Source organism: Micromonospora sp. URMC 103, assembly GCF_051386435.1.
GTDB lineage: Bacteria > Actinomycetota > Actinomycetes > Mycobacteriales > Micromonosporaceae > Micromonospora.
The window spans coordinates 773,067-796,321 of record NZ_JBPQTR010000005.1; the positions used below are offsets into that span (position 1 = coordinate 773,067).

A 23,255-nucleotide genomic window follows, 5' to 3' on the forward strand; every position below is an offset into this window, starting at 1 on the left:
CGGGCCGGCTAGCGTCGGGCGGGTGGGGCGGATGCGCGGTGTACACGAGCGGCCGGTGGGGCTCGCGTACCAGCCGGATCTCGTGGACCCGGACGAGGAACGGTCACTGCTGACCGCCCTGGGCGCCTACGAGTTCGGCGAGGTCCGGATGCACGGCCAGATCGCCCGCCGGACGGTGCGTCACTTCGGCTACGACTACGACTACGGCTCGTTCCAGCTCACCGAGACGGAGGCGTTGCCGGTGGAGCTGCACGAGGTGCGCGAGCGCTGCGCCCGGCTCGCCGGTGTGCCGGTCGACGGCCTCGCGCAGGCACTGGTGACCCGCTACCCGCCCGGCGCCGTCATCGGCTGGCACCGGGACGCGCCCGCCTTCGGCCCCACCGTGGTCGGCCTCTCCCTGGGCGCCGAGTGCCTGTTGCGCTTCCAGCGCGGCAGAGGCGACGAGCGCCGGGTGTACGAGGTGGAGCTGGCGCCGCGCTCGGCGTACGTGCTGGCCGGTGCGGCCCGGTCGAGCTGGCAGCACAGCATCCCGCCGGTGCCGCGCCTGCGTTACTCGATCACCTTCCGCCAGGTGCGTGGATCGTGACGCGGTCTCCCGAGCCGCGGGTCGTGCAACTGCTGGCCTCGCCCGTACACCGGTACGTTGGCCGGCCCGCCGACGGGCCGGCGCCGGCCCCCGAGGGTGAGCTGGTCGACGAGATCCGGGTCCGGGCGGGCCTCGGCATCGTGGGCGACCGCTACTTCGGCCGCCCCGCGCACCGGGAGGCGAGCGTCACGCTGATCGCCCAGGAGTCCTTGCCGCCGGGAGCCGACCTGCGGCAGGTCCGGCGCAACATCCTCACCGCCGGCATCGCCGTGGACGAACTGGTCGGCGCCGTGCTGGTGCTGGACTCTGGTGCGGGGCCGGTCCGGTTGCGGGTCAACCGGCCGGCCAACCCGTGCGCCTGGATGGACGTGGCGATCGGCCCCGGCGCGTGGAAGGCGCTGCGCCGCCGGGGCGGCGTGCGGTGCACGCCGCTCACCGACGGCGTCCTGCGGGTGGGGCCGGTGCGCGTCGCCGTCGAACACCCGCCGGCTCAGCGGCCCTGAAGCGCCCGGACGTTGTCCCCGAAGGTCCAGCCGCGGCTGCCGTCCCAGTTCAGCGACCAGGTCATGAGGCCCTTCAGGCCACCGTGGTAGGTGTTCCACGCCTGGGCCACCGAGGCCGGGGTCAGGTAGCCGCCGCCCGCGCCCTGCTGGGCGGGCAGCCCCGGGACCTGCTTGTCGTAGGGGACCCGGATGGTGGTGCCCTGGATGACGAGGCCGGCGTCGAGGCAGTCGGTCTGCCGCGTGAAGCCCTGCACGGTGCCGGCCGGGTAGGAGTCGCCGGAGCAGCCGTACATGCTGCCGTTGTAGTACTGCATGTTCAGCCACCAGAGCCGGCCGTTGTCGACGTACCGCTTGATGACCGGCAGGTACGCGCCCCAGATCGACCCGTAGGTGACGCTGCCCCCGGTCACGTACGCGGTCTCCGGCGCCATGGTGAGCCCGAAGGCCGGCGGCATCTGCGCGAGCACACCGTCGATGATGCGGATGAGGTTGGCCTGGGAGGGGGAGAGCTGGTTGATGTTCCCGCTGCCGGTGAGGCCGGTTTCGATGTCGATGTCGATGCCGTCGAAGTTGTACCGCTTGAGGATCGGGACGATGGTCGCCACGAACCGGTCGGCGACGGCCGTGGAGCTGAGGTCGATGCCGGCGGTGGCCCCGCCGATCGACATGAGGACGGTCAGCCCGGCGGCCTTGGCCTGGCACATCTCGGTGGGGGTCGGCACCTTCACGGTGGCGTCCATACCGTCCTCCCAGAGCACCGTGCCGTCGGCGCGGATCACCGGGAACGCCGCGTTGACCACGTTGTAGCCGTGCGCGGGAATCCGCGCGTCGGTGAGCGGGATCCAGCCCAGGGGTGGGTGGACGCCGTTCGCCGCGCCGTCCCAGTTCTCCCAGTAACCCTGGAGCACCTTGCCCGTGGGTCTCGGCTTGATGGCGCACGTGGCCGAGCCCGGCGTGGTGGGCGTCGGGGTCGGGGTGGGCGTCGCGGTCGGCGTGGGCCTCGGTGTGGGGGACGGCGTGGCGGTGGGCGTGGGCGACGGCGTGCCGGCGCACGCGCCGAGGTCGGTCCAGAGGGCGGGCGTCGCCGCCGGGGTCCAGCCCGATCCGGCCGGCGGGGTGTGGGTGACCAGGGCCTGGTAGGTCCGGCCCGCGTACGTCACCCGGCTGCCCGCCGGGTAGGCGACGCCCTCCGTCCACTCCGGGGCCGAGCAGGCCGCGGGTGCGGCGTTGGCGGCGGTGGTGGTGGCGAAGCCGTGGCTGACGGGCGTCGCGGCGAGCGCGGCGACCAGCGTCGCGCCCGCGAGCAGCGCCATCGTCCTACCGGGAACTCGCATGACATGCCTCCTCATCGATGGAGCGGAGGCTATCGTTAAGGTTGTTAAATGTAAATGCGGCAGTCCACAAGGACGTCATATGCCGGCAGCCGTTATATGCTGCCGCCATGTCCGAGAGCCCGGTCCGGGAGCCGACGTTCCTGATCCTCACCGCGCTGGCCGACGCTCCGCGCCACGGTTACGCCGTCATCGAGGACGTGCTGCGCATATCCGACGGCCGGGTGCGGCTGCGCGCCGGCACCCTGTACGCCGTCCTCGACCGGCTCCGCGCCGACGGTTTCATCGAGGTCGACCGCGAGGAGGTGGTGCAGTCCAGGCTGCGCCGCTACTACCGGCTCACCGCGCTGGGCGCCCGCCGGCTCGCCGACGAGGCCGCCCGGCTGCGCCGCAACGCCGACGCCGCCCGTCTCCGGCTGCGCCGCGCCGGACTGCTTCCGGAAGGGGGAGCGGCGTGAGCGCCGACGAGCTGGAACGCCGCTACCGCCGGCTGCTGGCCGCGTACCCCTGGGAGCACCGCCGGGTCTACGAGGACGAGATGGTGGCCGTGCTCCTCGCCGGCGCGCGGCCCGGGCAGCGTCGCCCGGCCGCCGGTGAGGTGCGCGACCTGGTGGGCGCCGGCCTGCGGGCCCGGTTGCGGGTGGGCGCACGGGGGTTCACCGCACCGGCCTGGGCCGACGCGGCGGCCGTGACCGGCCTGCTCGCCGTCATGCTCCTGCTCGCCTCCGCCGCCACAGCGGTCCTCGGCGGGCCGGGGCGGGGTCCCAGCGCGGCCGACTGGCTGCGGGTGGCCGGCTGGTGCGGGGTGTGCGCCGCCGCGCTCTCCGGGTTGCGGTGGGCCGCCGCCGGTCTGGCGTGGGCCGGCGTCGTCGCCTGGTGGGTGCTGGTGGCCCCGCGGACCGTCGACGAGCCGACCTACGTGGTGGACACGCTGCCCCAGCTCCTGCTCGCCGTCGTGGCGGCCGGCGCGCTCACCGTGCCGGCCCCACGCCGCCGGGCGTGGGCCGTGCTCGGCGTACGCCGGGCGCTGCCGCTGCTGCTCGCGCCGGTCACCGCGGCCGCGCTGCTCGAGATCAACCGCACGCTGAGCCCGACCCGCGACGCCGGGAGCGGCAGCTTCCACGTCCTCTACGGGCTGGAGGCCGCCAGCTCCACCACGCTCTGGCTTTACGTCGCCGGGTTCGCCGCCGCCGGCCTGGCCGTCGGCCTGGCGCTGGTCACCCTCCCGCCTCCGGTACGCCGGCGGATCGCCGTCATGCTGCTGCCGGTGGCGGTGCTCGCCCTGGTGATCGACGCCACCCTCGCCGGGTGGAACTACTCGAACATGCACATGGGACACCCCGTGCCCCTGGCTCCCGTGCAGTGGGCGGTGCTCGTCCTCGTGCCGCCGGTGACCTTCCTGGCCGGCGCCCTGCTGGTGCGTCGCCGGGAGGAGACGCTGCGCATGGTGGCGCTGGGCCGCGCCGCCGACCGGGAGCAACCGGCGGCGTGACGGGGCGGTCGGGTCCCGGTGTTCCGGTCGGGAACGCCGGGACTGCGTCAGCCCCGCGGCGCGGGTCACGCGGACGTCCGCGCCCACTCCGGCTTCACGGCCATCATCTGCGCGGTCTTGGCCGGATCGCGGTCGACGAGGTCGCCCAGCACCTCGTCGACGCGTGCCAGCGCGCCCGCGTCCAGCCGGATCCCGGCCGCGCCCGCGTTCTCGGCCACCTGCTCCGGCCGCGACGCGCCGATGATCGCCGAGCTGACGCCGTCCTGCCGCAGCGTCCACGCGATCGCCAGCTGGGCCATCGACACCCCGACCTCCTCGGCGACCGGCCGCAGCAGCTGCACCCGCTCGAGGAGGGCGTCACCGAGCACCCGGCCGATGAACCGGGGGGCGCGTCCGCCGCTCGTCGCCCGGGAACCGGGCGGGGCCTGCTCGCCGGGACGGTACTTGCCGGTCAGCACCCCCTGGGCCAACGGCTGGAAGACGAGCTGGCCGATGCCCTCGCGCCGGCACAACGGCAGCACCTCGGCCTCGATCACCCGCCACAGCATGTTGTACTGCGGCTGGTTCGACACGATCCGGCTGCGCAGGCCGAGCTGGTCGGCCAGGTCGAGCGCCGCCGTGATCTGCCCCGCCGTCCACTCCGACACGCCCAGGTACCGCACCTTGCCCTGGCGGACGAGGTCGTCGAACGCCACGAGCGTCTCCTCCAGCGGCGTCGTCCCGTCGAAGCGGTGCGCCTGGTAGACGTCCACGTAGTCGGTCCCGAGCCGGCGCAGCGAGGCGTGGCACGACTCCAGGACGTGCTTGCGGGACAGCCCCCGGTCGTTCGGCCCGTCGCCGGTGGGCAGGCAGACCTTCGTCGCGATCTCCACCGACTCCCGGCGCACGGTGCGCAGGGCCTCGCCCAGCACCGACTCGGCGGCGCCCAGGGCGTAGACGTCGGCCGTGTCGAAGGTGGTGATGCCGGCGTCCAGCGCGGCGCGGACGCACGCGAGCGCGGCCTCCCGGGCCACCAGCTCGCCGTGGGTGAGCCAGTTGCCGTACGTGATCTCACTGACCTGAAGGCCGCTCCGGCCGAGACGACGATGCTCCACGGCCGCCGACCGTAGCACCGGCGCGTAATCGGCGCGTGCCCTCCGGGTGCCTTACCGGGCATCGACGCGCGCGCAGGTGGGCAGGCCGCGCGCCCGCCGCGCCTGAGGCGCGGGACGCGCTGCGAGGCCCGTCACGTGGGCGGCGCGGCCGGCGGCCTGCGACACTTTCCGGCATGCAGTTCACCGTGACAGACGTGCCCGAGCGCGACCGCTTCGAGGCGCGGGACGAGAAGGGCGCCCTCGCCGGCCTCGTCACCTACCAGCTGACCGGCACGATCATCGCCTACACCCACACCGAGGTCGATCCCGCGTTCGAGGGCCGGGGGCTCGGGTCGACCCTGGCCCGGGCGGTCATGGACGACGCGCGGGCGAAGGGCCGGACGGTCGTGCCGATCTGCCCGTTCCTGGCCGGCTGGCTCGAGAAGCACCCGGAGTACGAGGACATCGTGGTCCGGACCACGCGCAAGATCAAGTAATTCGGCGCCCGCGCGGGTGCGCGACACGGCCTCCGGGCCCGCGCGCCCGCCCGGGTGAGGTCGACCGCCGTCGATCGGGTCAGATGGCCGGCATGGAAACGGACGTTCGACGCTACCTCGCCGACCTCGTGGCGGTGGCGTCCAAGGTGCTGGGCGACAACCTCGTGGGCGCGTACGCGGCGGGCTCGGTCGGGCTCGGCGCGTACCAGCCCGGCCGCAGCGACATCGACGTGGCGCTCGTCTGCGCCGACCCCCTGCCCGAGGAGGACAAGCGCGCCCTCGTGGCCGGCCTGCGCCACGAGGCGCTGCCCTGCCCGGCCCGGGGGCTGGAACTGGTCGCCTACCGCCGAGCCGTCGCCGCGTCGGGCACGGCCGAGCCCGGCTTCGAGGTCGAGCTGAACACCGGCGCGCGGATGCCGTTCCGCGCAACGTACGCGCCGGGGGACCGGCCGGCGGCGGACGGGCACTTCTGGTACGCGCTGGACCGCAGCATCCTCCACGAGCACGGGCAGGCGCTCCTCGGCCCGCCGGCCGCCGAGGTGTTCGCCGACGTCAGCGCCGCGGATCTGCGCCGCCTCCTCGTCGAGGCGCTGAGCTGGTGGCTCGCGCTGCCGACCCCGCCCGGCGACGAGCCGGCGGCCGGCGCCGAGGACGCGGTGCTCGGCGCCTGCCGGTCGCTCGTCCGGTTCCGCCACGGCACCTGGCTGGCCAAGACGGCGGCGGGCGAGCGGCTGCTGGCCGACGGCGACGTCGACGCACCGGTGATCGAGCGGTCCATCGCCGCCCGCCGCGGCGGCACCCCACCGACGGGAGCGCAGGCCCGCGCCTTCCAACGCCGCGTCCTCACCGAGATCACCCCACGAGCCTGACCCCCCGACCGCGCCGACTCCGCGCGCGCCCCGCCCCCGCCCCCGCTGGTGATCATGAAGTTATTGCCGCGACACGCCGTGTCGATCGGCAATAACTTCATGATCACCGGGGCGGGGCGCGGGGGAGAAGCGGCCGGGGGGTCAGCCGATCTTGAGGCGGACGGGTTCGTTGTGCGGGGCGCCGGGCAGGTGAACGGTGACCCGGCCGTCGGCGGTGTGCACGGTGCCGCGGCTGGCCGTGACCGGTCGGTCGGTCGCGAGCACCACCTCGTCGTCGCCCTGGGTGGGGCGCAGCAGCACCGTGTCACCGTCCCGGGAGACCAGCTCGCAGGTCGTCTCCACGAGCGTGGCCGCGCCGACCGGATCCCGTACGGCAGGATCAGCCCGGTGCGGGCGGGCACCCGCAGCCGGCGTCCGGCGAGCACCGGGGCGCCGTGCCAGCCGAGCGTCACGGTGACCGCCGACGGCGCGACGTTGACGAGGTGCAGCAGCCGCTGACCGGCGCGGTCGACTGTCGAGGTGAGCACGAGCCCGGGGCCGTCGGCCGCGGGAGCGAGCCGGGGGCGCGCGCCGAGCCGTTCCAGCGCGGCCCGCCAGAAGTCCAGGTCGCACGGGACGTCGGCGGCGATCACGAGGGCGCGCCCGGCGCCCACCGACACCTCGACGGCGCAGGGCTCGCCGGAGCCCACCTCCGTGAACACCGGCTCGCCGATCGCGCCAGCCAGCCGCTGGGCGTAGCCGACGCGCGCCTCGGCGCGGCCGGCCGCCCAGCCGTGCCCGACCACCGACGGGAAGCACTGTGGCCCGTCCTCGACCCGCCCGGCCACGGTGAGCCCGAGCGCGTCGGCGAGCAGGGTGCAGGGGGTCCCGTCGTGGTCGCGTTCGGGCAGGACGCCGTGCAGCAGCAACCGCCCGCCGCCGCGCAGGTGGTCGACGAGCCGCTGCTGCACCTCGCGGCCCAGCGTGGCGGCGCAGCCGAGCGCGATCACCGGCGGGGTGTCCGTCGGCAGGGGTGACTGGAGGTCGACGGCGGGGAACGAGAAGCCGGCGAGCAGCAGCGCTCGGGCCAGCACGTCGCGGGGACCCATGCCGCGGAACCGTTCCAGGTCGGCGATCTGCGCGGCGCGGGACGCCGAGGCGGGGTGGTGGTACTCGGTGAGGTAGTGGTCGGGCACGAAACCGAGGGCCACGCCGTCGTTCTCCTCGTCGGAGTCGGCGAGCACGTCGGCGACGCCACGTACGGCGTGCAGCGCCCGCCGGGCCGCGTCGAAGGTGGGGTTGAGCCGCCCCTCGGGGTCGACGGGCGCGGCGAAACCGTGCCGTTCGCCCGTGAAGGCGATCCGGTCGTTGCCGTCGCCCACGGGCTGCGCGAGTGGCGGGTTGTAACCGCCGGCGAACAGGTACAGGTTGAGCAGCCGGTTGCCCTGTGCCACGCAGAGCCGGGCCTTCAGCTCGACGGCCTCGGGCGGGTAGAGCGTCGACAGGTCCTGCCCGTAGTCGCCGTTGCCGGCCTCGAACTCGAGCGAGGTCGGCGGCTGGTGTGCGTCGTGCACGGCGGCCAGGAAGGCGTTGCCCACGTAGAGGTCGGCGACGTTGGTGACGGTCAGGTCGCCGAGGTAGTAGTCCGAGCCGGACGTGACCTGGGGCTGCCCCCGGTACGCCTCGAAGAGCTGGCTGATCCCGATGGGGAAGGTGCGGCCGCGGCCGCCGCCGGTGCCGTGCACGTTGATGAGGAACGGGACGCCGCGCACCCCGTGCCGCTCCGCGGAGTCACGCAGCGTGGCGACGTACCGCCGGTACCGGTCGCGCATGTAGCGGCCCAGGTCGTCGTGCAGGGTGAGGGACCTCGGTTCGGCGGGCGTGCGCAGCGCGGCCGCCCAGGCGAGGGGGTCGCCGGGGTCGGCGCCGATCCGCTCGGCCGCGCCGTCCTTGCCGTACCGGTCGACGGCCCAACGGCGCACGTCCTCGCAGACGCCGTCGGTGAGGTCGGGGGAGTTGGTGACCCAGGAGAGCATTCCGATCTCGTTGTCGAGCTGGACGGCGATCACGGGGCCGCCGCGGTCGGCCAGCCGTTCGGCGATCACGGGCATGACCTCGGCGTACCAGCCGTCGGCGGCGGCCAGGAACTCCGGGGCCAGGTAGTCGACGGTGCGGGTGGTGATGGGCCGGCCGTCCCAGGTGGTCGGCAGCAGGTGCGGGTGCTCGTCGTACACGCGGTAGGGGATGCCCTCGTTCTTGACCTCGGCCATGATGAACGGGCCGGGCCGGACGACCGCGTACAGGCCGCGCTCGTGCGCCAGGTCGAGGAAGCCGGCCAGGTCCCGCTGCTCGTGCGTTCGCCCCGTGAGGTCGACGCGGCCGTCGGGCAGTTCGTGCCACAGCCAGGGGACGTACGTCGCCACGGTGTCGCCACCGCACTCGCGGAGCCGGTCCAGCCGGTCCGCCCACGCGGCGCGGGGCAACCGGAAGTAGTGCACCTCGCCGGCGAGCAGCAGGCGGGGGCGACCGTCGACGACGATCCTGCGGTCGTGGAGAAGCACTCGCGACATGGGGTCTGACTCTTCCTCTCGGCGCGATCTTCAGGCGGCCCTCTTGTGCTCCGGCGGACGCCTGCTTATGGTGCCTGAAACCGGTTTCTGTTAACCGCACGTTACGGATCGAGGGAGCCATGGGCAACAGTCGGGTCACGGTTCGGGAGATCGCCCGGCTGGCCGGCGTCTCGGTCGCCACGGTGTCCCGGGTCTCCAACGGCACCGGCCAGGTGTCGGAGGACATGCGCCGGCGGGTCCTCGAGGCGATCGAGAAACACGGCTACCGGCCGGACCACCTCGGCCGCGCCCTCGCCGCCCGCCGGCACGGCGCGCTCGGCCTGGTCTTCCCCGGCCTGTCCGGCCCCTACTTCACCGAGCTGATCCAGGGCTTCGACTCCGAGGCCGTGCCGGCGCGGGCCAGTGTGCACATCCTCTGCACGCACCTGCGCGAGGATTCCGACGACCAGGTGCTGGAGATGGCCCGCCGCGTCGACGGCGTCGCCGTCGTCGGCGGCACGATCTCCGACCCCGCGCTGCTGCGGCTGGCGGAGATGGTCCCCGTCGTGGTGCTGGCCGGGCGCGGCCCCGAGACGGTGCCGTCGGTGAGCGTCGACAACGCTCCGGCCGTGACCCGGCTGACCCGGCACCTGCTGGTCGACCACGGCCTGCGCGACGTGGTCTTCGTCGGCAACCCGGACGGGTCGCCCGACGTGAGTGACCGGTGGGCCGGCTTCCAGGACGCCTACCGGGAGTTGGACCGCAACCCGCCACCCGAGCCGGTGCGGGTCGCCATGCAGCAGCCCGACGGCGTGCTCGCCGCCGAGCGGCTGCTCACCGGGCCCGACCCCGCCCCGCAGGCGGTGGTCTGCGCCAACGACGAGATCGCCCTCGGCGTCCTCGTGGGTGCGCTCGGCCGCGGCCTCCGCGTGCCCGAGGACCTCGTCATCACCGGCTTCGACGACGCGCCCATGGCGGCGCTCGTCTCGCCGCCGCTGACCACCGTGCGTCAGCCGATCCGGGACCTGGCCGCCGAGGCCGCCCGGCTGATCCTCCACGCCGTCGACGCCCCGGGCGCGGCGGCACCCAACAGCATCGTCCTCCCCACCCAGTTCGTCGTGCGCCGCAGCTGCGGCTGCCCGGCGGAACCCCCCACTGGAGGTACCGGCAAGTGAAACGAACGAGACTCGTCCGGATCGCCGCGGTGGCGACGGCCGTCGTCCTGGCCGCCGCCGGCTGCACCGGAACCGAACAGGCGTCCGGCCCGGGCACCGACGGCCGCATCGCGTTCCTCGACTACGGCGACTTCGGCGGCGGCAGCAACCCGCAGGCCAACTACAACCCGTACCTGGACGCCACCCGCCTCGGCGCCACCGAGTACCTCTTCGAGCAGCTCATCACCTACGACAACTACGGGTGCCAGGCCAAGCCGTGGCTCGCCACCGAGTGGACCTGGACCGACCCGCGGACGCTGGTGTGGAAGCTGCGCTCGGGCGTGCGGTGGAACGACGGCAAGCCGTTCTCGGCCGACGACGTGGCCTTCACCTACGACATGCTCAAGCGGCACAAGGCGCTCGACGTCAAGGGGATCTGGCGCTACCTGAGCGCCGTCGAGGCGACCGACCCGCAGACCGTCACCATGCGGTTCACGCAGCCCGGCGCGTCCGCGTTCACGCTGTTCAGCGAGATCAAGATCGTGCCGAAGCACGTCTGGTCCACGGTGGCCGACCCGGTGACGTTCGTCAACGCCGACAAGCCCGTGGGCACCGGCCCCTTCACCGTGAAGGCGTTCAACCCGCAGCAGCTCACGCTGGGCCGCAACCCCGACTACTGGCAGGCCGACAAAGTCAAGGTCGACGAGCTGCGGTTCCACAAGGCCGACGGCGGCGGGCAGATCGACCAGCTCAAGCTCAGTCGCGGCGAGTACGACACCAACGCCATGTTCGTGCCGGACATCAAGAAGGCGTACGTCGACCGGGACCCGGAGCACAACAGGTACTGGTACCCCTCGGGCGGCACCATCAGCGTCTACATGAACCTCACGAAGGCGCCGTTCAACGACACCGCCTTCCGCAAAGCTCTCGTGCCGGCGTTCAACCGGCAGGAGATCGTCGACAAGGCGCAGCTCGGCTACGTCAAGCCGGCGAGCCAGACCGGCCTCGTCGTGCCGGGGCAGGCCGACTGGCTGCCCAAGGACATTCCGAACCAGGGCGTGGCCGGGTACGACGCCGCGAAGGCCGACGCCGACCTCACGGCCGCCGGCTACCCCCGCAACGGTGACGGCAAGCGTGTCGGCAAGGACGGCAAGCCGATCTCGTTCAGCTTCCGGGTGCCCGGCTCCTGGACCGACTGGGTGCAGGCGCAGCGGATCATCGTGGCCAACCTGACGGCGCTCGGCTTCACCGTCCGGGCCGAGACCCCGACCCCCGAGGCGTACGAGAACGACCGGGCCATCGGCAACTACGACATGGTGCTCGGTGTGCACGGCGGAAGCTGCAACATGTTCCGCAACTTCCAGGAGCCGCTCGCCAGCGACCAGTCGGCGCCGGTCGGCAAGAAGGCGGTCAGCAACTTTGTCCGCTGGAACGACCCGCACACCGACCAGCTCATCGACACGCTGCGCACCGCCACCGACGAGGCCGCGCAGAAGGCCGCCGTCGCCGACCTCACGAAGGTCATGACCGAGCAGGTGCCGGTGATCCCGCTCTGGTACGGCGCCAAGTGGTTCCAGTACCGCACCACGAAGGCCGTGGGCTGGCCGAACGAGGAGAACCCGTACGCGGCGCCCAGCGACAACCTGCTGATCATCACGAACCTCAAGCCCGCCGGGGCCGACGCCAAGTAGCCGAGGGGCCGGCCGGCGCGAGCGGCGCCGGCCGGCCCCTCGGAGGAGAAGGGATGGCTCCCGTGGCCTACTTCGCCAGACGTTTCCTGTTCTTCCTGGCCACCCTCTGGGCCGCCGTCACGCTCAACTTCCTGATACCCCGGTTGCAGCCCGGCGACCCGGCCGAGGCCATCGTGTCGCGGCTGGCCGGCCAGAGCGAGAGCATCGACCCGGCCCAGGTGCAGGCGATCCGGGTCATGCTGGGCACCCCCGACGGCAACCTCTTCGACCAGTACGTCCAGTACCTCGGCGCGGTGCTGCACGGCGACTTCGGGATCTCGTACACGTACTTCCCGTACAGCGTCACGCACATGATCGGGCAGGCGCTGCCGTGGACGGTCATCCTCGTCGGCGTCACCCAGATCATCTCGTTCGTGGTGGGCACCCTGCTCGGCACGTGGGCCGCGTACCGCCGCAACAGCCGCGTCGACTCCGTCATCACCCTCGGCTCCACGTTCCTCGGCACGCTGCCGTTCTTCTGGCTGGCCCTGCTGCTGGTCTACGTCTTCGCGATCACCCTGCGCTGGTTTCCGGAGCGCGGCGGCTACGGCGGCGGCAGCTCGCCCGGCTGGAACTGGCTGTTCGTCTCCGACGCCTTCCAGCACAGCGTGCTGCCCGCGGTGGCGCTGCTCATCACCGGGCCCATCGGCTGGATCATCGGCATGCGCAACAACATGGTCCAGAGCCTCGGCGAGGACCACACCCGGCTCGCCGTCGCGCGCGGCCTGCCCCGGCGTCGCGTCGCCATCACCTACGGCGCCCGCATCGCGATCCTCCCCAACGTCACCGGGTTCGCCATCGCGCTCGGCAGCATTCTCGGCGGCACGGTGCTCGTGGAGACGGTCTTCAACTACCCCGGCATGGGCCGGCTGCTGCTCGAGTCGGTGTCCAGCCGCGACTACCCGCTCATGCAGGCCCTGTTCCTGTTCACGACGATCGGCGTCCTGGTGGCGAACTTCCTGGCCGATCTGCTCTACGGGTTCCTCGACCCCCGGGTCCGAAAGGTGGAGTCGGTATGAGAACCGTCCACGTCGAGCGGGGTGGGGCCGCGTGAGCACCCCCGCCCCCGCCGTACCCGCGCCCCGCCCCGACACCGAGGGCGTCCAGGCCGCCGCCAGCGCGGTGGCCCGCGGCACCCGTCTGCCCGGCTGGTTCGTCATCCTCTGGCGCAACCGCAAGTGCCGCGCCGGGCTGCTGATGCTCGCCGCGTTCGTCCTGGTCGCGGTCTTCGCGCCGCTGATCACGCCCTACGACCCGCGCGACGACGCCTTCCCCACGTCGCTCGGCCCCACCGGCAGCCACTGGCTGGGCACCACGGCCCAGGGCGAGGACGTCCTCAGCCAACTGGTCGTGGGCGCCCGCACCTCCCTCGTGGTCGGCCTCGCGGCCGGGGTGCTCTCCACGTTGATCGCGCTGGTCGTCGGCCTCACGGCCGGCTACCTGGGCGGCTGGGTCGACGAGGTGCTGTCGTTCCTCATCAACCTCGGCCTCGTCGTGCCGGCGCTGCCGCTCATGGTGACCCTAGCGGCGTACGCGCCGGTCCGCGGCCTGTGGCTCATCGTCATCGTGATCAGCGTGACCGGGTGGGCGTACGGCGCCCGCATCAAGCGCTCGCAGATCATCACGCTGCGCACCCGCGACTACATCACGGCGGCCCGCTTCGCGGGGGACGGCACGGCCCGGATCATCGCCCGGGAGATCGTGCCGAACATGACCTCGCTGATCGTGGTCGGCTTCATGGGCGCGGCGCTCGGCGCCATCGGCGGCGAGGCGGGCCTCGCCTTCCTCGGGCTCGGCGACCCGCTCACCGTGAGCTGGGGCACCATGCTCAACCAGGCCAGCGTCGGCGGCGCCATGCTCACCGGGCAGTGGGCCTGGCTGATCGCCCCCGGCCTGGCCCTCTCCCTGCTGATCACCTCGTTCACGCTGATCAACTTCGGCATCGACGCGCTGAGCAACCCCCACCTGCGGGAGGACTGACATGGCTCTGCTCGAGGTGGACCACCTCTCCGTCACGTACACGCCGCGCGACCTGCCGGCCAACCGGGCCGTGCACGACGTCTCGTTCCGGATCGCCGAGGGCGAGTTCGTCGGCCTGCTCGGCGAGTCGGGCTGCGGGAAGTCGACGCTCGGCAACGCCGTCCTGCGGCTGCTCTCGCCGCCGGCGCACATCACCGGCGGCCGGGTCACCTTCGACGGCGTCGACCTGACCACCGCCGGTGAGGAGGAGCTGCGCCGGCTGCGCTGGGTGGACCTCGCCACCGTCTTCCAGAGCAGCATGAACTCGCTCAACCCGGTGATCCGGGTCGAGGCCCAGTTCGCCGACACCTTCGCCGCGCACCGGGTGCCCGGCGACGTGACCCAGCGGGCCGGCGACCTGCTCGACCTGGTCGCCCTCGACCGCCGGGTGCTGCGGGCGTACCCGCACGAGCTCTCCGGCGGCATGAAGCAGCGGGTCGCACTCGCGCTGGCGCTCGCGCTGCGTCCCAAGCTGGTGCTGCTCGACGAGCCGACCACCGGGCTCGACGTCGTGGTGCAGCGCGCCATCCTCACCCGGCTGGCCGAACTGCGCCGGGAACTCGGCTTCGCGGTGCTGTTCATCAGCCACGACCTGGGCACCGTGCTGGAGATGGCCGACCGGGTCATGGTGATGTACGGCGGTGAGATCGTCGAGGACCGTCCCGCCGCCGACATGCTGCGCGAGCCCCGGCATCCGTACACCCGCGGGCTGCTCGGCTCGTACGCCGACCCGCGGCTTCCCGACGTGCGGGTCAGCTACATCCCGGGCCGGCCGCCGGACCTGTCCCGGCCGCACGCCGGCTGCCTCTTCACACCCCGCTGCCCGCACGCCGAGGACGCCTGCCGGGCCACGCACCCCGATCTGCTCCCGGACCGGCACGGCCTCGTCCGCTGCCTGGTCGCCCAGGAGGACCGGCTGCCGGCCGTGACCCTCGGCGGCGCCGACGCGACCGCCAGCCTCGCCAGCCACTTCCCGGCGGCCGGCACGTCGGGCCCGCGCACGGCGCCGGCCGACGCCACCGAGCCGGTGCTCCGCGTCGAGGGCGTGAGCAAGCGCTACACGACCCGGCGCGGCCGGCGCCGCAGCACCGTCGACGCCGTCCGCGACGTGTCCCTGGCGCTGCGCCCCGGCGCGGTCACGGCCCTCGTCGGGCAGAGCGGCAGCGGCAAGTCCACCCTCGCCAGGATCGTCACCGGTGTGGAGCGCCCGAGCGCCGGCGAGGTCCGGTTCACCGGAGGCGACGGCGGCGAGATCCGGGTGGACCGGCTGCGCGGGCGCGCCCTGCGCGACTACCGGCGGCACGTGCAGATGGTCTTCCAGGACCCGTTCAGCGCGCTGAACCCGACCCGCACCGTCGCGTACGCCCTGTCCCGCCCGCTGGCCAACTTCGCCGGCCTGCGTGGCGCGGCGGCCCGCGAGCGCGCCGCAGTGCTGCTGGAGAGCGTCGGGCTGGCCCCCGCCGGGCAGTTCCTCGACAAGCTGCCGCACCAGCTCTCCGGCGGGCAGCGGCAGCGGGTGGTGACGGCGCGGGCGCTCGCGCCCGACCCGCAGGTGCTGATCGCCGACGAGCCGATCTCCATGCTCGACGTGTCGATCCGCGCCGAGATCCTGGAGTTGCTCGGTGACCTGGTCCGCGACCGCCGGCTCGCGATGCTCTACATCACCCACGACCTGCTCAGCGCGCGGCTGCTCGCCGACGAGGTGCTGGTGCTCCACCAGGGCACGCTCGTGGAGCGCGGCCCGACCCGGGAGGTGATCGGGGCGGCCCGCGACGACTACACGAGGCTGCTGCTCGACTCGATCCCCAACCCGTTCGCGACGGCCGGCGGCCGCGAGGCCACACCGTCGAGCTGACGCGGGGCCGGCCCGGGGGACGGCGCCCCGGGCCGGCTCCGGAGCGGTCAGGCCAGCCAGGCGGTCGCGCGGGCGGGCAGCTTGTCGTCGGCCGGGGAGCTGGCGAGCACCAGCCGCTCCCCGTACGGACGCCAGTCGACCGGCGCGTCGCCCAGGTTCACGAGGCACGTCGGGCCGCCGCGTCCACGCTGGAACGCCAGGCACTCGGCGGGCGCGTCCCGCCAGGTCAGCTCCGCCGGACGGCCCCGCCACCAGGTGCCGCGCAGGGCCAGCGCCACGCGGGTCAGCGCCAGCGGGGAGCCCCGGTCGTGCCGCTGCCGCGCCACCGACCGCCCGCCCCACCCCTCGGGCTGGGGCAGCCACGGGTCCGACCCCGCCGGCCCGAAGCCGTACGGCGCGGGGCCGCCGGTCCACGGCAGCGGCACCCGGGCGCCGTCGCGACCCCGGTCGGCCCCGCCGGAGCGGCGGAACACCGGATCCCGGATCGCGTCGTCGGCGAGCGCCACCTCCGGCAGGCCCAGCTCGTCCCCGGCGTACAGGTAGACCGCGCCCGGCAGGGCGAGCATGGTGAGCAGCACCGCCCGCGCCCCGTCCGGTCCCCACCGGTCGGCGGCCCGCCGCACGTCGTGGCTGCCGTGCACCCAGGCCGGCAGCCGCCCGTGCCGCCCCGTGGCGGCGAGCAGCGCCTCGACGCCGTCGCGCCACGGGTCCGCCCGCAGCGGCCAGTAGAGCGGGTCCATGGCGAACGCCTGGCCCAGCTCGTCGGGCCGCACGTACGGCGCGAGCACCTCGGGCCCGCCCCAGGTCTCGGCCACCCCGAGCCGGTCGCCCGGGTACGCCGCCAGCACCCGCGCCCAGCGCCGGTAGATCTCGTGCACGTCCTCCCGGTCGCTGAACGGCGCCGCGTCGCCGGGCCGCCAGCCGTCCGGCAGGTCCGGGTAGCCGGGGTCCTTCGACAGCGAGCCGGCGGCGTCGAAGCGCACCCCGTCCACGCCGCGGTCCAGCCAGAACCGCAGGGTCGCCAGCGTGTCGGCGGCCACCTCCGGATGCTCGTGTCGCAGGTCCGGCTGCTCGGCGTCGAACAGGTGCAGGTACCACTCGCCGTCGCCGAAGGGCGTCCACGCGGGCCCGCCGAAGATCGACGGCCAGTTGCTGGGCGGCTGCCCGCGGTCGGGTCCGCGGCCGGGCCGGACGTGGAACCGGGCGCGCTCCGGCGAGCCGGGACCGGCGGCGCGCGCGGCCGCGAACCACGGGTGCGCGGACGACACGTGGTTGAGCACCAGGTCGACCACCACCCGAAGGCCGAGCCGGTGCGCGTCGGCGACCAGGCCGTCCACGTCGGCGAGGGTGCCGAGTCGCGGGTCGACCGCGCGGTGGTCGGTGACGTCGTAGCCGGCGTCGTGGTCGGGGCTGGGATAGAACGGCGTCACCCAGACCGCGTCCACGCCGAGCGCGGCCAGGTACGGCAGGCGCGCGCGCAGGCCCGGCAGGTCGCCGAGCCCGTCGCCGTCGGCGTCGGCGAAGGAGCGCACGTACACCTCGTAGGTGACGGCCTCGCGCCACCAGGGTGCGGTCATCGGGGGGTCAACTCCACGAGGGACAACGCGGGCAGGGGCAGGGCGATCGGCAGGCTGAGCCGGCCGTCGTCCGGGGTGACGGTCGCGCGCGGGGCCGCGTCGGCGAGCGTGTCGGCGGCGCGCAGCCCGGCCCACTGCTCGTCGGTGGGCCAGCCGTCCACGCCGAGCCGCCGCGCCGTGGCGGCCAGGTTGGACGTCTCGTCGTCCAGCCGTCGGTGCCGCACCTCGTACGGCCCGGAGCCCAGCCCGCCCAGCCGCAGTCGCACGGCGCGGCCCAGCCGGCGGCGCTGCGCGGGCCGGTCGAGGACTCCCTGGTCGAGGGTGCCGTTCCACAGCACCACCGCCACCCGCCCGGTCTCCGGGTCGAGCGAGGGCCAGGCGCGTACGAGGGTGCCGGCGCCGTCACCGGCCAGCCGGACGGGCAGCTGCACCGGCCCGAGCCGCTCCAGCATCCACAGCGCCCAGAACCGGGGCTTGCCGAGCGCGCCGACCGACAGCAGGCCGAAGCCCCCGTGCAGCAGCGCGGGCGGCCGGCCCAGCTCTTCGAAGTGGTCGCTCGCCACCCAGCAGGCGAGCGCGTCCACACGGTCCGCGGCCTCCCGCATCCCGGTGGCCACGAACGCGGCCGAGAGCACCGAGTCGTTGACCGGCGCGAAGTGGGTGGGGGAGGGACCCCACTCCGTCCACAGCAGCGGGGTGCCGTCCCGCCCGTGCCGGGACAGCGCCGCGCGCAGGTCCAGTGGCGGGCTGCCGTAGACGTGGGTGGAGAGGAAGTCCAGCGGCGCGCCGGAGGCGTCGACGTGGTCGAGGAAGGGCTCGATCCACTTCGTGGCGGCCGTCGCCGGGCCACCCACCGGCAGCCCGGGACACGCCGCGCGGACCGCGCGGGCGGTCACGTCGTACATCCGCAGGTAGTCCTCGCGGCTGCCGGTCCAGAAGCAGTCCAGGTCCGGCTCGTTCCACACCTCGACGGCCCACTGGCGCAGCTCGGCGTCGCCCACGCGGGCGCGCAGGTGCCGGACGAGGTCGCCGACGAGCGCCGCCCACCGGTCCCAGTCCTTCGGTGGGCTGGACACGCCGGCCGCCGTGACCACCCGGGACGGGTCCCGGGCCAGCGCCCGGGGCATGAACGACAGTTCCAGCACCGGCCGAAGGCCGGTGGGGGCGAGCGCGTCGAGCACCGCGTCGACGCCGGTGAAGTCGTGCACGGGGCGGCCGTCGACCTCCCGGTAGACGCCGAGGTCGTCGCCGAGGATGCCGTGCGCGCGGACCCGCCGGACGCCCAGCTCGCGGTGCACCCGGCCCAGCGCGGCGGCGAGGCCGGCGCCCATCGGCTCGCCGCCCACCCGGTCGGGGCTGAGCAGCAGGCTCAGGTGCTCGGAGCCCACCATGTCCCGCCACGGTCGGTGCAGCGGCCCCGCCGGGCTCGCCGCGTCCACGTCGACCTCGACGAAGGCGTCGCCGTCGGCGCGCGCCGCGACGGGCGCCGACGCCGGCCCGAGCGGGTCGCCGTCGGGCCGGTCCGGATCGTGCACCGGGCGCACGGCGTAACGCACCGTCCGTCCGGGCTCGACGGTGGTGTCGGCGTACGGGGGGCCGGGCACCGCGAGGAGGTCACCGCCGCGGTGGTCGACGACCCGGTACGGGCCGTCGCCGTCGGCCCGGTGCACGAGGTAGCCGGCGGCGCCGGGCACCGGGTCCCAGTCGACGTCGACCTGGCCGCGCCCGGCCCGTACCCGGATCCCGCTGGCCGTTGGCGTGCGCCCGTGGCCGTCGGCGGCCGCCCTGGGCCCGGTGGTGGTCACCGCTCAGCTCCCGGCGACCTCGACGAGGACCGCGCCCGGCTGCGGCAGGTGCACCTCCACGACGGCGGCGTCGCCCTCGGCGACGGTCTCGGCCTTCTCCGCCACCAGCGCGTCGACCGCGCGCAGCGCGTCCCACTGCTCGCCCACCGGCCAGTCGCCGACGCCGAGGCGCTCGGCGAGGGTGGTGATGTCGCCGTGCTCCCGGTCGAGACGGGTCAGCGTCACGGTCCGACCGGCCGCGCCGTCGACGGCGAGGCGGATCCGCCGGGCCAGCGCGGGGTCGCCGTCGCGCTTGGACTGGTCGAGGGTGGCGGCCCACACGAGGATGGCGAGGCCGCCGTCCGCCCGCCGGCTGGCCCACGTCTGCACCAGCCCGTCGGCGCCGTCGCCGGTCGCGCGCACCGGCAGCTCGGTCTCGCCGAGCTGGCTGAGCAGGCGCAGCGCGTGGTAGCGGGGCTTGGCGATCCCGCCCACGGTGAGAAGGCCGAAGCCGCCGTGCAGCAGCCGCGGCGGCCGGCCCAGCTCCTCGAAGTGGTCGCTCGCCACCCAGTACGAGAGCGCGTCGACCCGGCCGGCCGCCGAGCGCATGCCGGTGAGCAGGAACGTGGCGGCGGACGTGCCGTCGTTGACGGGGTGGAAGTGGGTGGGGGTCACACCCCACTCGGTCCACAGGATCCGGGCGTCGCCGAACCCGAACCGGGCGAGGGTGGGGCGCAGGTCCAACGGCGGGCTGCCGTAGGTGTGGGTGGAGACGAAGTCGATTGGCGCGCCGGAGCGGCGGGCGTGTGCGAGCAGGGCGTCCACCCAGCCGGCGGCGGCCGACGACGGCCCGCCCACGGGGATGCGCGCGTCGACGTCCTTGACCGCGCGTGCCGTCACGTCGTAGAGCCGCATCCACTCGTCGCGGGTGCCCGACCAGAACACCTCCAGGTTGGCCTCGTTCCACACCTCGAAGTCCCAGGTCAGCACCTCCTCGCCGTACCGGTCGAGCAGGTGCGCGACCAGGGCGCGGACCAGGTCGGCCCAGCGGTCCCAGTCCTTGGGCGGGGAGATGACGCCGCGGTACTGGAAGACCGTCCGTTCGGGGTCGCTCGCCAGGTCGCGGGGCATGAAACCGATCTCGACGACCGGCCGCAGCCCGGTGGAGAGCAGCAGGTCGTAGACGCGGTCGACGCCGCTGAAGTCGATCACCGGCGCGCCGTCGACCTCGCGGTAGACGCCCAGGTCGTCGTGCAGGATCGAGTGCGCGCGGACGGTTTCGACGCCGATCTCGTCCCGCACGCGGCGCAGCGCGGCGAGCAGTTCCACGCCGATCTCGCGGCCGCCCGAGAGGTCGGTGCAGAGCAGCTGCGAGAGCCGCTCGCTGCCGATCATGGGCTGCCAGGGCCGGGCCAGGGGCGTGCCCGCCGCGGCCGCGTCGACGACCAGGTCGACGGTGGGGACGGTCCCCGGCGTGGGCAGCGACGCGCAGGTCACCAGCGTGCCGAGCGGCCCGGTGACGGTGACCTCGGGAACGGCGGCCACGGCGTACGCGTACGGCTGGCCCGGCTCGCCCGTGGTGTCGACGTACCAGGTGTCGGGCACGGAGAGGACGTCCCCGCCGAGGTGGTCGACCGGCGTCAGCTCACCCTCGACGGCGCCGTCGCGGACCGGTGCGCGGTGCACCAGGTAGCCGACCGCACCCGGCACCGGCGCCCAGGAGAGGCGGACGTGGCCGATGCCCGCCACCGCCGTCACGCCGTCCGGCGGAGCGAGGACGGGTGTGCCGTCCGTCGTGCCCTCCTCGTCGCTGCGCAGCGAGATCCGCGACTCCCAGTCGGATCGGGCGTCGGCCGGCGGGTGGTCGCTGGTGCTCGTCACGGAGGCACCTCCTGGTGTGTCGCATGGTTCGGTCCGAGCACTGTAACCGGTTTCTGCGGCGATCGCGCCCCCGCGTCCGGCACTTTTTCCGCCGCCCTGATCGGCTTCGGTCACCCGCGCCGGCGTCCGCCGAAACGCCGCCATCCCCCTGGCGCGCGATCCCTTCCGGACGGTGCGGTCGGGTCAGTCCGGCAGGCGCGGCATCTCCGGGCCGGCGTCCCGACCGAGCAGCACCGCCCGGGTGAGCGCCCCGGCTCCGAACCGGTCCCGCACGGCGTCGACGGCGGCATCGAGATCGGCGCCGGGGTCGCGCGCGAACGGCAGCGGCGGCTGCACCGGGGCGTCGTCCAGGTTGGCGACCGCGACGCCGACCAGCGTCACGCCCCGACGGCCGATCTCGGGCAGCGCCGCCCGCAGTAGGGCCCGGACGGCGTCGCGCACGACTCGGGTGTCGTCGGTCGCCTTGCCGAGGGTGTGCGACCGGGTGGCCCGGGTGTAGTCGGCGAAGCGTAGCCGCAGCACGACCGTGCGGCCGCTGCGGCCGGCCGCCCGCAACCGCCGCGCCACCCGGTCGACCAGGCCGGCGAGGATCGCGTCGAGGTCGGCGGGCGCGTGGGGCCCGCGCCCCAGCGCGTGCTGCGCCCCCATCGAGCCGCGCCGGCGACCGAGCTGCACGGGACGCGGGTCGCGGTTGTGCGCCAGGGCGTGCAGGTGACGGCCGGCGCCCGCGCCGAGCAGCGACACGAGGGCGGCCTCGCCGAGGCGGGCCACCTCGCCGACGGTGCGGATCCGCCGCTCCCGCAGCTTCGCGGCCGTCACCGGCCCGACGCCCCACAGCCGTTCGACCGGCAGCGGGTGCAGGAACGCCAGCTCCCCGGCCGGCGGGACGACGAGCAGGCCGTCCGGCTTGGCCACCCCGCTGGCGACCTTCGCGAGGAATTTCGTGCGGGCCACGCCCACCGTGATGGGCAGGCCGACGCCGTCGCGGACCTCGCGGCGCAACCGGGCCGCGATGGCGGCCGGCGGCCCGGACAGCCGGCGCAGGCCGCCCACGTCGAGGAACGCCTCGTCGACCGAGAGGCCCTCCACGAGCGGCGTCGTACGTCGGAAGATCTCGAACACCGCCCGGCTCGCCGCCGTGTACGCCGACATCCGGGGCGGCACGACGACGGCGTCCGGGCAGAGCCGGCGTGCCAGGCGGCCGCCCATGGCGCTGCGGACGCCGCGCGCCTTCGCCTCGTAACTGGCGGCCAGCACGACGCCGCCGCCGACGATCACCGGCCGGCCGCGCAGCCGCGGGTCGTCCCGTTGCTCGACAGAGGCGTAGAACGCGTCGAGGTCGGCGTGCAGGATGGTGGCCCCGGTCGACACGAACATATGTTCGCACGGCCGCCGTGATCGCGGCAGTGACCTGCCGGAACGTGTGCCCCGGGAGTCAGGCGACCCGCGGCGCCGGGACGACGGGCAGCGCGTCGCGGTGGGCGGCGCCGTCGTCGCCGGCGGCCGGCCGGGGCGCCGCGGCCCGGTCCAGCACGGCGGTCCGTGGGTCCGTCCGGTCGGGCGGGGCGAGGGCCGGCGGCGCGCCGCCCGCGACGACATTGCTCAGCAGGGCCAGCAGGCGCGGCACGTCGCCCGTGGGCATCCGGAAGGAGCCGCGGCACACACCGCCGCTCCACAGGGAGAGCACGACCGCCTCCCGTTCCGGGTGGTAGCTCACCCGCATCGTCCGGTCCTCGCCCCGCGTGTCGGCGAACAGGTCACCGAGGCTGGGCATCGGCAGCACCTCTCCCATGGCAACCAGAATGCAACAGTCCGGTCACGGTCGGAAAGGTCAGAGACGGCGGAACGGTTCCGCGTACGCGAATTCGCCCCGGATCGACGGATCCCAGGCGGTGAGCGGGCGGGCCATGAAGTACCGCGGCCCCCACTCGGTCACGGGCGGGGTGACGCCGTGGTCCACGGCGGGCCGGAACCCGAAGCGCGGATAGTAGTCGGGGTGGCCGAGCAGCACGACGAGCGGCTCGTCGCGGGCGTCCGCCGCGCCGAGCACCGCGTGCATCAGCGCCGAGCCGACCCCGGCGCGCTGCCGGTCCGGCCGTACGCCGAGGGGCCCGAGCCCGAGGGCGACGGGCCGGCCGGCCACCCACCCGCGCGTGCACACGACGTGCCCCACCACCTCGCCGTCCGGATCGGTGGCCACCAGCGACAGCGCGGGCAGCCACGCGTCGTCCGTCCGCAGCGCGTCCACGAGGGTGGCCTCGACGGGAACGGTGTCCGGCGCGTCCGACGCCGCGAAGGCGGCGGTGTGCACCGCGCGGACGGCGTCGACGTCGGCGGGGGTCTCGCGTCTGATCAACATCGGCCGACGATAGGGAC

General features: G+C 74.5%; 19 protein-coding genes. 10 read left to right on the top strand and 9 right to left on the bottom strand.

Annotated features, from left to right (window positions below; translation table 11 throughout):
- Window positions 1-31 precede the first annotated feature (31 nt).
- Window positions 32-586 (top strand): alpha-ketoglutarate-dependent dioxygenase AlkB, encoded by a 555-nt coding sequence (locus tag ACSNOA_RS16555; RefSeq protein ID WP_436659340.1) that lies wholly within the window; start codon window positions 32-34, stop codon window positions 584-586.
- Window positions 583-1,089: a molybdenum cofactor biosysynthesis protein gene (locus ACSNOA_RS16560; protein WP_436659342.1), complete on the top strand. Its 507-nt coding sequence runs from the start codon at window positions 583-585 to the stop codon at window positions 1,087-1,089. Before ACSNOA_RS16555 ends, ACSNOA_RS16560 begins: the two co-directional genes overlap by 4 nt.
- On the opposite strand, the gene ACSNOA_RS16565 is transcribed toward ACSNOA_RS16560, so the two are convergent.
- A complete protein-coding gene (locus ACSNOA_RS16565; protein ID WP_436659344.1) occupies window positions 1,077-2,423 on the bottom strand; it encodes a glycosyl hydrolase family 18 protein in 1,347 nt (448 codons plus the stop codon). The genes ACSNOA_RS16560 and ACSNOA_RS16565 overlap by 13 nt on opposite strands.
- 107 nt (window positions 2,424-2,530) lie before the next feature.
- Here ACSNOA_RS16565 and ACSNOA_RS16570 point away from each other — a divergent pair, with 107 nt between their 5' ends.
- The gene (locus ACSNOA_RS16570; protein ID WP_436659346.1) at window positions 2,531-2,878 is read left to right on the top strand and encodes a PadR family transcriptional regulator; all 348 of its coding nucleotides are present in this window, start codon (window positions 2,531-2,533) and stop codon (window positions 2,876-2,878) included.
- Complete coding sequence (locus ACSNOA_RS16575) at window positions 2,875-3,912, top strand: hypothetical protein (protein WP_436659348.1); 1,038 nt, start codon at window positions 2,875-2,877, stop codon at window positions 3,910-3,912. Before ACSNOA_RS16570 ends, ACSNOA_RS16575 begins: the two co-directional genes overlap by 4 nt.
- 65 nt (window positions 3,913-3,977) lie before the next feature.
- On the opposite strand, the gene ACSNOA_RS16580 is transcribed toward ACSNOA_RS16575, so the two are convergent.
- Window positions 3,978-5,006, bottom strand: a complete 1,029-nt coding sequence (locus ACSNOA_RS16580; protein ID WP_436659350.1) for an aldo/keto reductase family protein — start codon at window positions 5,004-5,006, stop codon at window positions 3,978-3,980.
- A 173-nt stretch (window positions 5,007-5,179) separates the two neighbouring features.
- Between ACSNOA_RS16580 and ACSNOA_RS16585 the strand changes: the two genes are divergently transcribed.
- Window positions 5,180-5,482, top strand: coding sequence for a GNAT family N-acetyltransferase (locus ACSNOA_RS16585; protein ID WP_436659351.1), 303 nt, complete (start codon window positions 5,180-5,182; stop codon window positions 5,480-5,482).
- Window positions 5,483-5,822: 340 nt separating this feature from the next.
- Here ACSNOA_RS16585 and ACSNOA_RS16590 read toward each other — a convergent pair whose 3' ends face one another.
- Complete coding sequence (locus ACSNOA_RS16590) at window positions 5,823-8,900, bottom strand: beta-galactosidase (protein WP_436659353.1); 3,078 nt, start codon at window positions 8,898-8,900, stop codon at window positions 5,823-5,825.
- A gap of 119 nt (window positions 8,901-9,019) precedes the next feature.
- Between ACSNOA_RS16590 and ACSNOA_RS16595 the strand changes: the two genes are divergently transcribed.
- From ACSNOA_RS16595 to ACSNOA_RS16615, 5 genes are read left to right on the top strand one after another with little or no spacing between them, the layout of a single operon-like run.
- Window positions 9,020-10,054, top strand: coding sequence for a LacI family DNA-binding transcriptional regulator (locus tag ACSNOA_RS16595; RefSeq protein WP_436659355.1), 1,035 nt, complete (start codon window positions 9,020-9,022; stop codon window positions 10,052-10,054).
- Window positions 10,051-11,724 carry an ABC transporter substrate-binding protein gene (locus ACSNOA_RS16600; protein ID WP_436659357.1) on the top strand — a complete coding sequence of 558 codons (1,674 nt, stop codon included), beginning with the start codon at window positions 10,051-10,053 and terminating at the stop codon, window positions 11,722-11,724. The genes ACSNOA_RS16595 and ACSNOA_RS16600 overlap by 4 nt, the downstream gene beginning before the upstream one ends.
- 53 nt (window positions 11,725-11,777) lie before the next feature.
- Entirely contained in the window at window positions 11,778-12,782 is a 1,005-nt protein-coding gene (locus tag ACSNOA_RS16605; RefSeq protein WP_436659359.1) for an ABC transporter permease, read from the top strand.
- Between the two features lie 31 nt (window positions 12,783-12,813).
- Window positions 12,814-13,743: an ABC transporter permease gene (locus tag ACSNOA_RS16610; protein ID WP_436659361.1), complete on the top strand. Its 930-nt coding sequence runs from the start codon at window positions 12,814-12,816 to the stop codon at window positions 13,741-13,743.
- A gap of 1 nt (window position 13,744) precedes the next feature.
- Window positions 13,745-15,637: an ABC transporter ATP-binding protein gene (locus tag ACSNOA_RS16615; RefSeq protein WP_436659363.1), complete on the top strand. Its 1,893-nt coding sequence runs from the start codon at window positions 13,745-13,747 to the stop codon at window positions 15,635-15,637.
- A 47-nt stretch (window positions 15,638-15,684) separates the two neighbouring features.
- Here the strand turns inward: ACSNOA_RS16615 and ACSNOA_RS16620 are convergent, their stop codons facing one another.
- From ACSNOA_RS16620 to ACSNOA_RS16645, 6 genes are all read right to left on the bottom strand, one after another.
- Window positions 15,685-17,214, bottom strand: coding sequence for an alpha-amylase family glycosyl hydrolase (locus ACSNOA_RS16620; RefSeq protein WP_436659365.1), 1,530 nt, complete (start codon window positions 17,212-17,214; stop codon window positions 15,685-15,687).
- Window positions 17,211-19,019, bottom strand: a complete 1,809-nt coding sequence (locus ACSNOA_RS16625) for a GH39 family glycosyl hydrolase (protein ID WP_436659367.1) — start codon at window positions 19,017-19,019, stop codon at window positions 17,211-17,213. The genes ACSNOA_RS16620 and ACSNOA_RS16625 overlap by 4 nt, the downstream gene beginning before the upstream one ends.
- A gap of 3 nt (window positions 19,020-19,022) precedes the next feature.
- Window positions 19,023-20,879, bottom strand: coding sequence for a GH39 family glycosyl hydrolase (locus ACSNOA_RS16630; RefSeq protein ID WP_436659369.1), 1,857 nt, complete (start codon window positions 20,877-20,879; stop codon window positions 19,023-19,025).
- A gap of 183 nt (window positions 20,880-21,062) precedes the next feature.
- Window positions 21,063-22,250: a DNA polymerase IV gene (gene dinB / locus ACSNOA_RS16635; protein ID WP_436659371.1), complete on the bottom strand. Its 1,188-nt coding sequence runs from the start codon at window positions 22,248-22,250 to the stop codon at window positions 21,063-21,065.
- Window positions 22,251-22,314: 64 nt separating this feature from the next.
- On the bottom strand, window positions 22,315-22,671 hold the full coding sequence (locus tag ACSNOA_RS16640; RefSeq protein ID WP_436659372.1) for a hypothetical protein: 357 nt from the start codon (window positions 22,669-22,671) through the stop codon (window positions 22,315-22,317).
- 39 nt (window positions 22,672-22,710) lie between these two features.
- Complete coding sequence (locus tag ACSNOA_RS16645) at window positions 22,711-23,238, bottom strand: GNAT family N-acetyltransferase (RefSeq protein ID WP_436659374.1); 528 nt, start codon at window positions 23,236-23,238, stop codon at window positions 22,711-22,713.
- Window positions 23,239-23,255 lie beyond the last annotated feature (17 nt).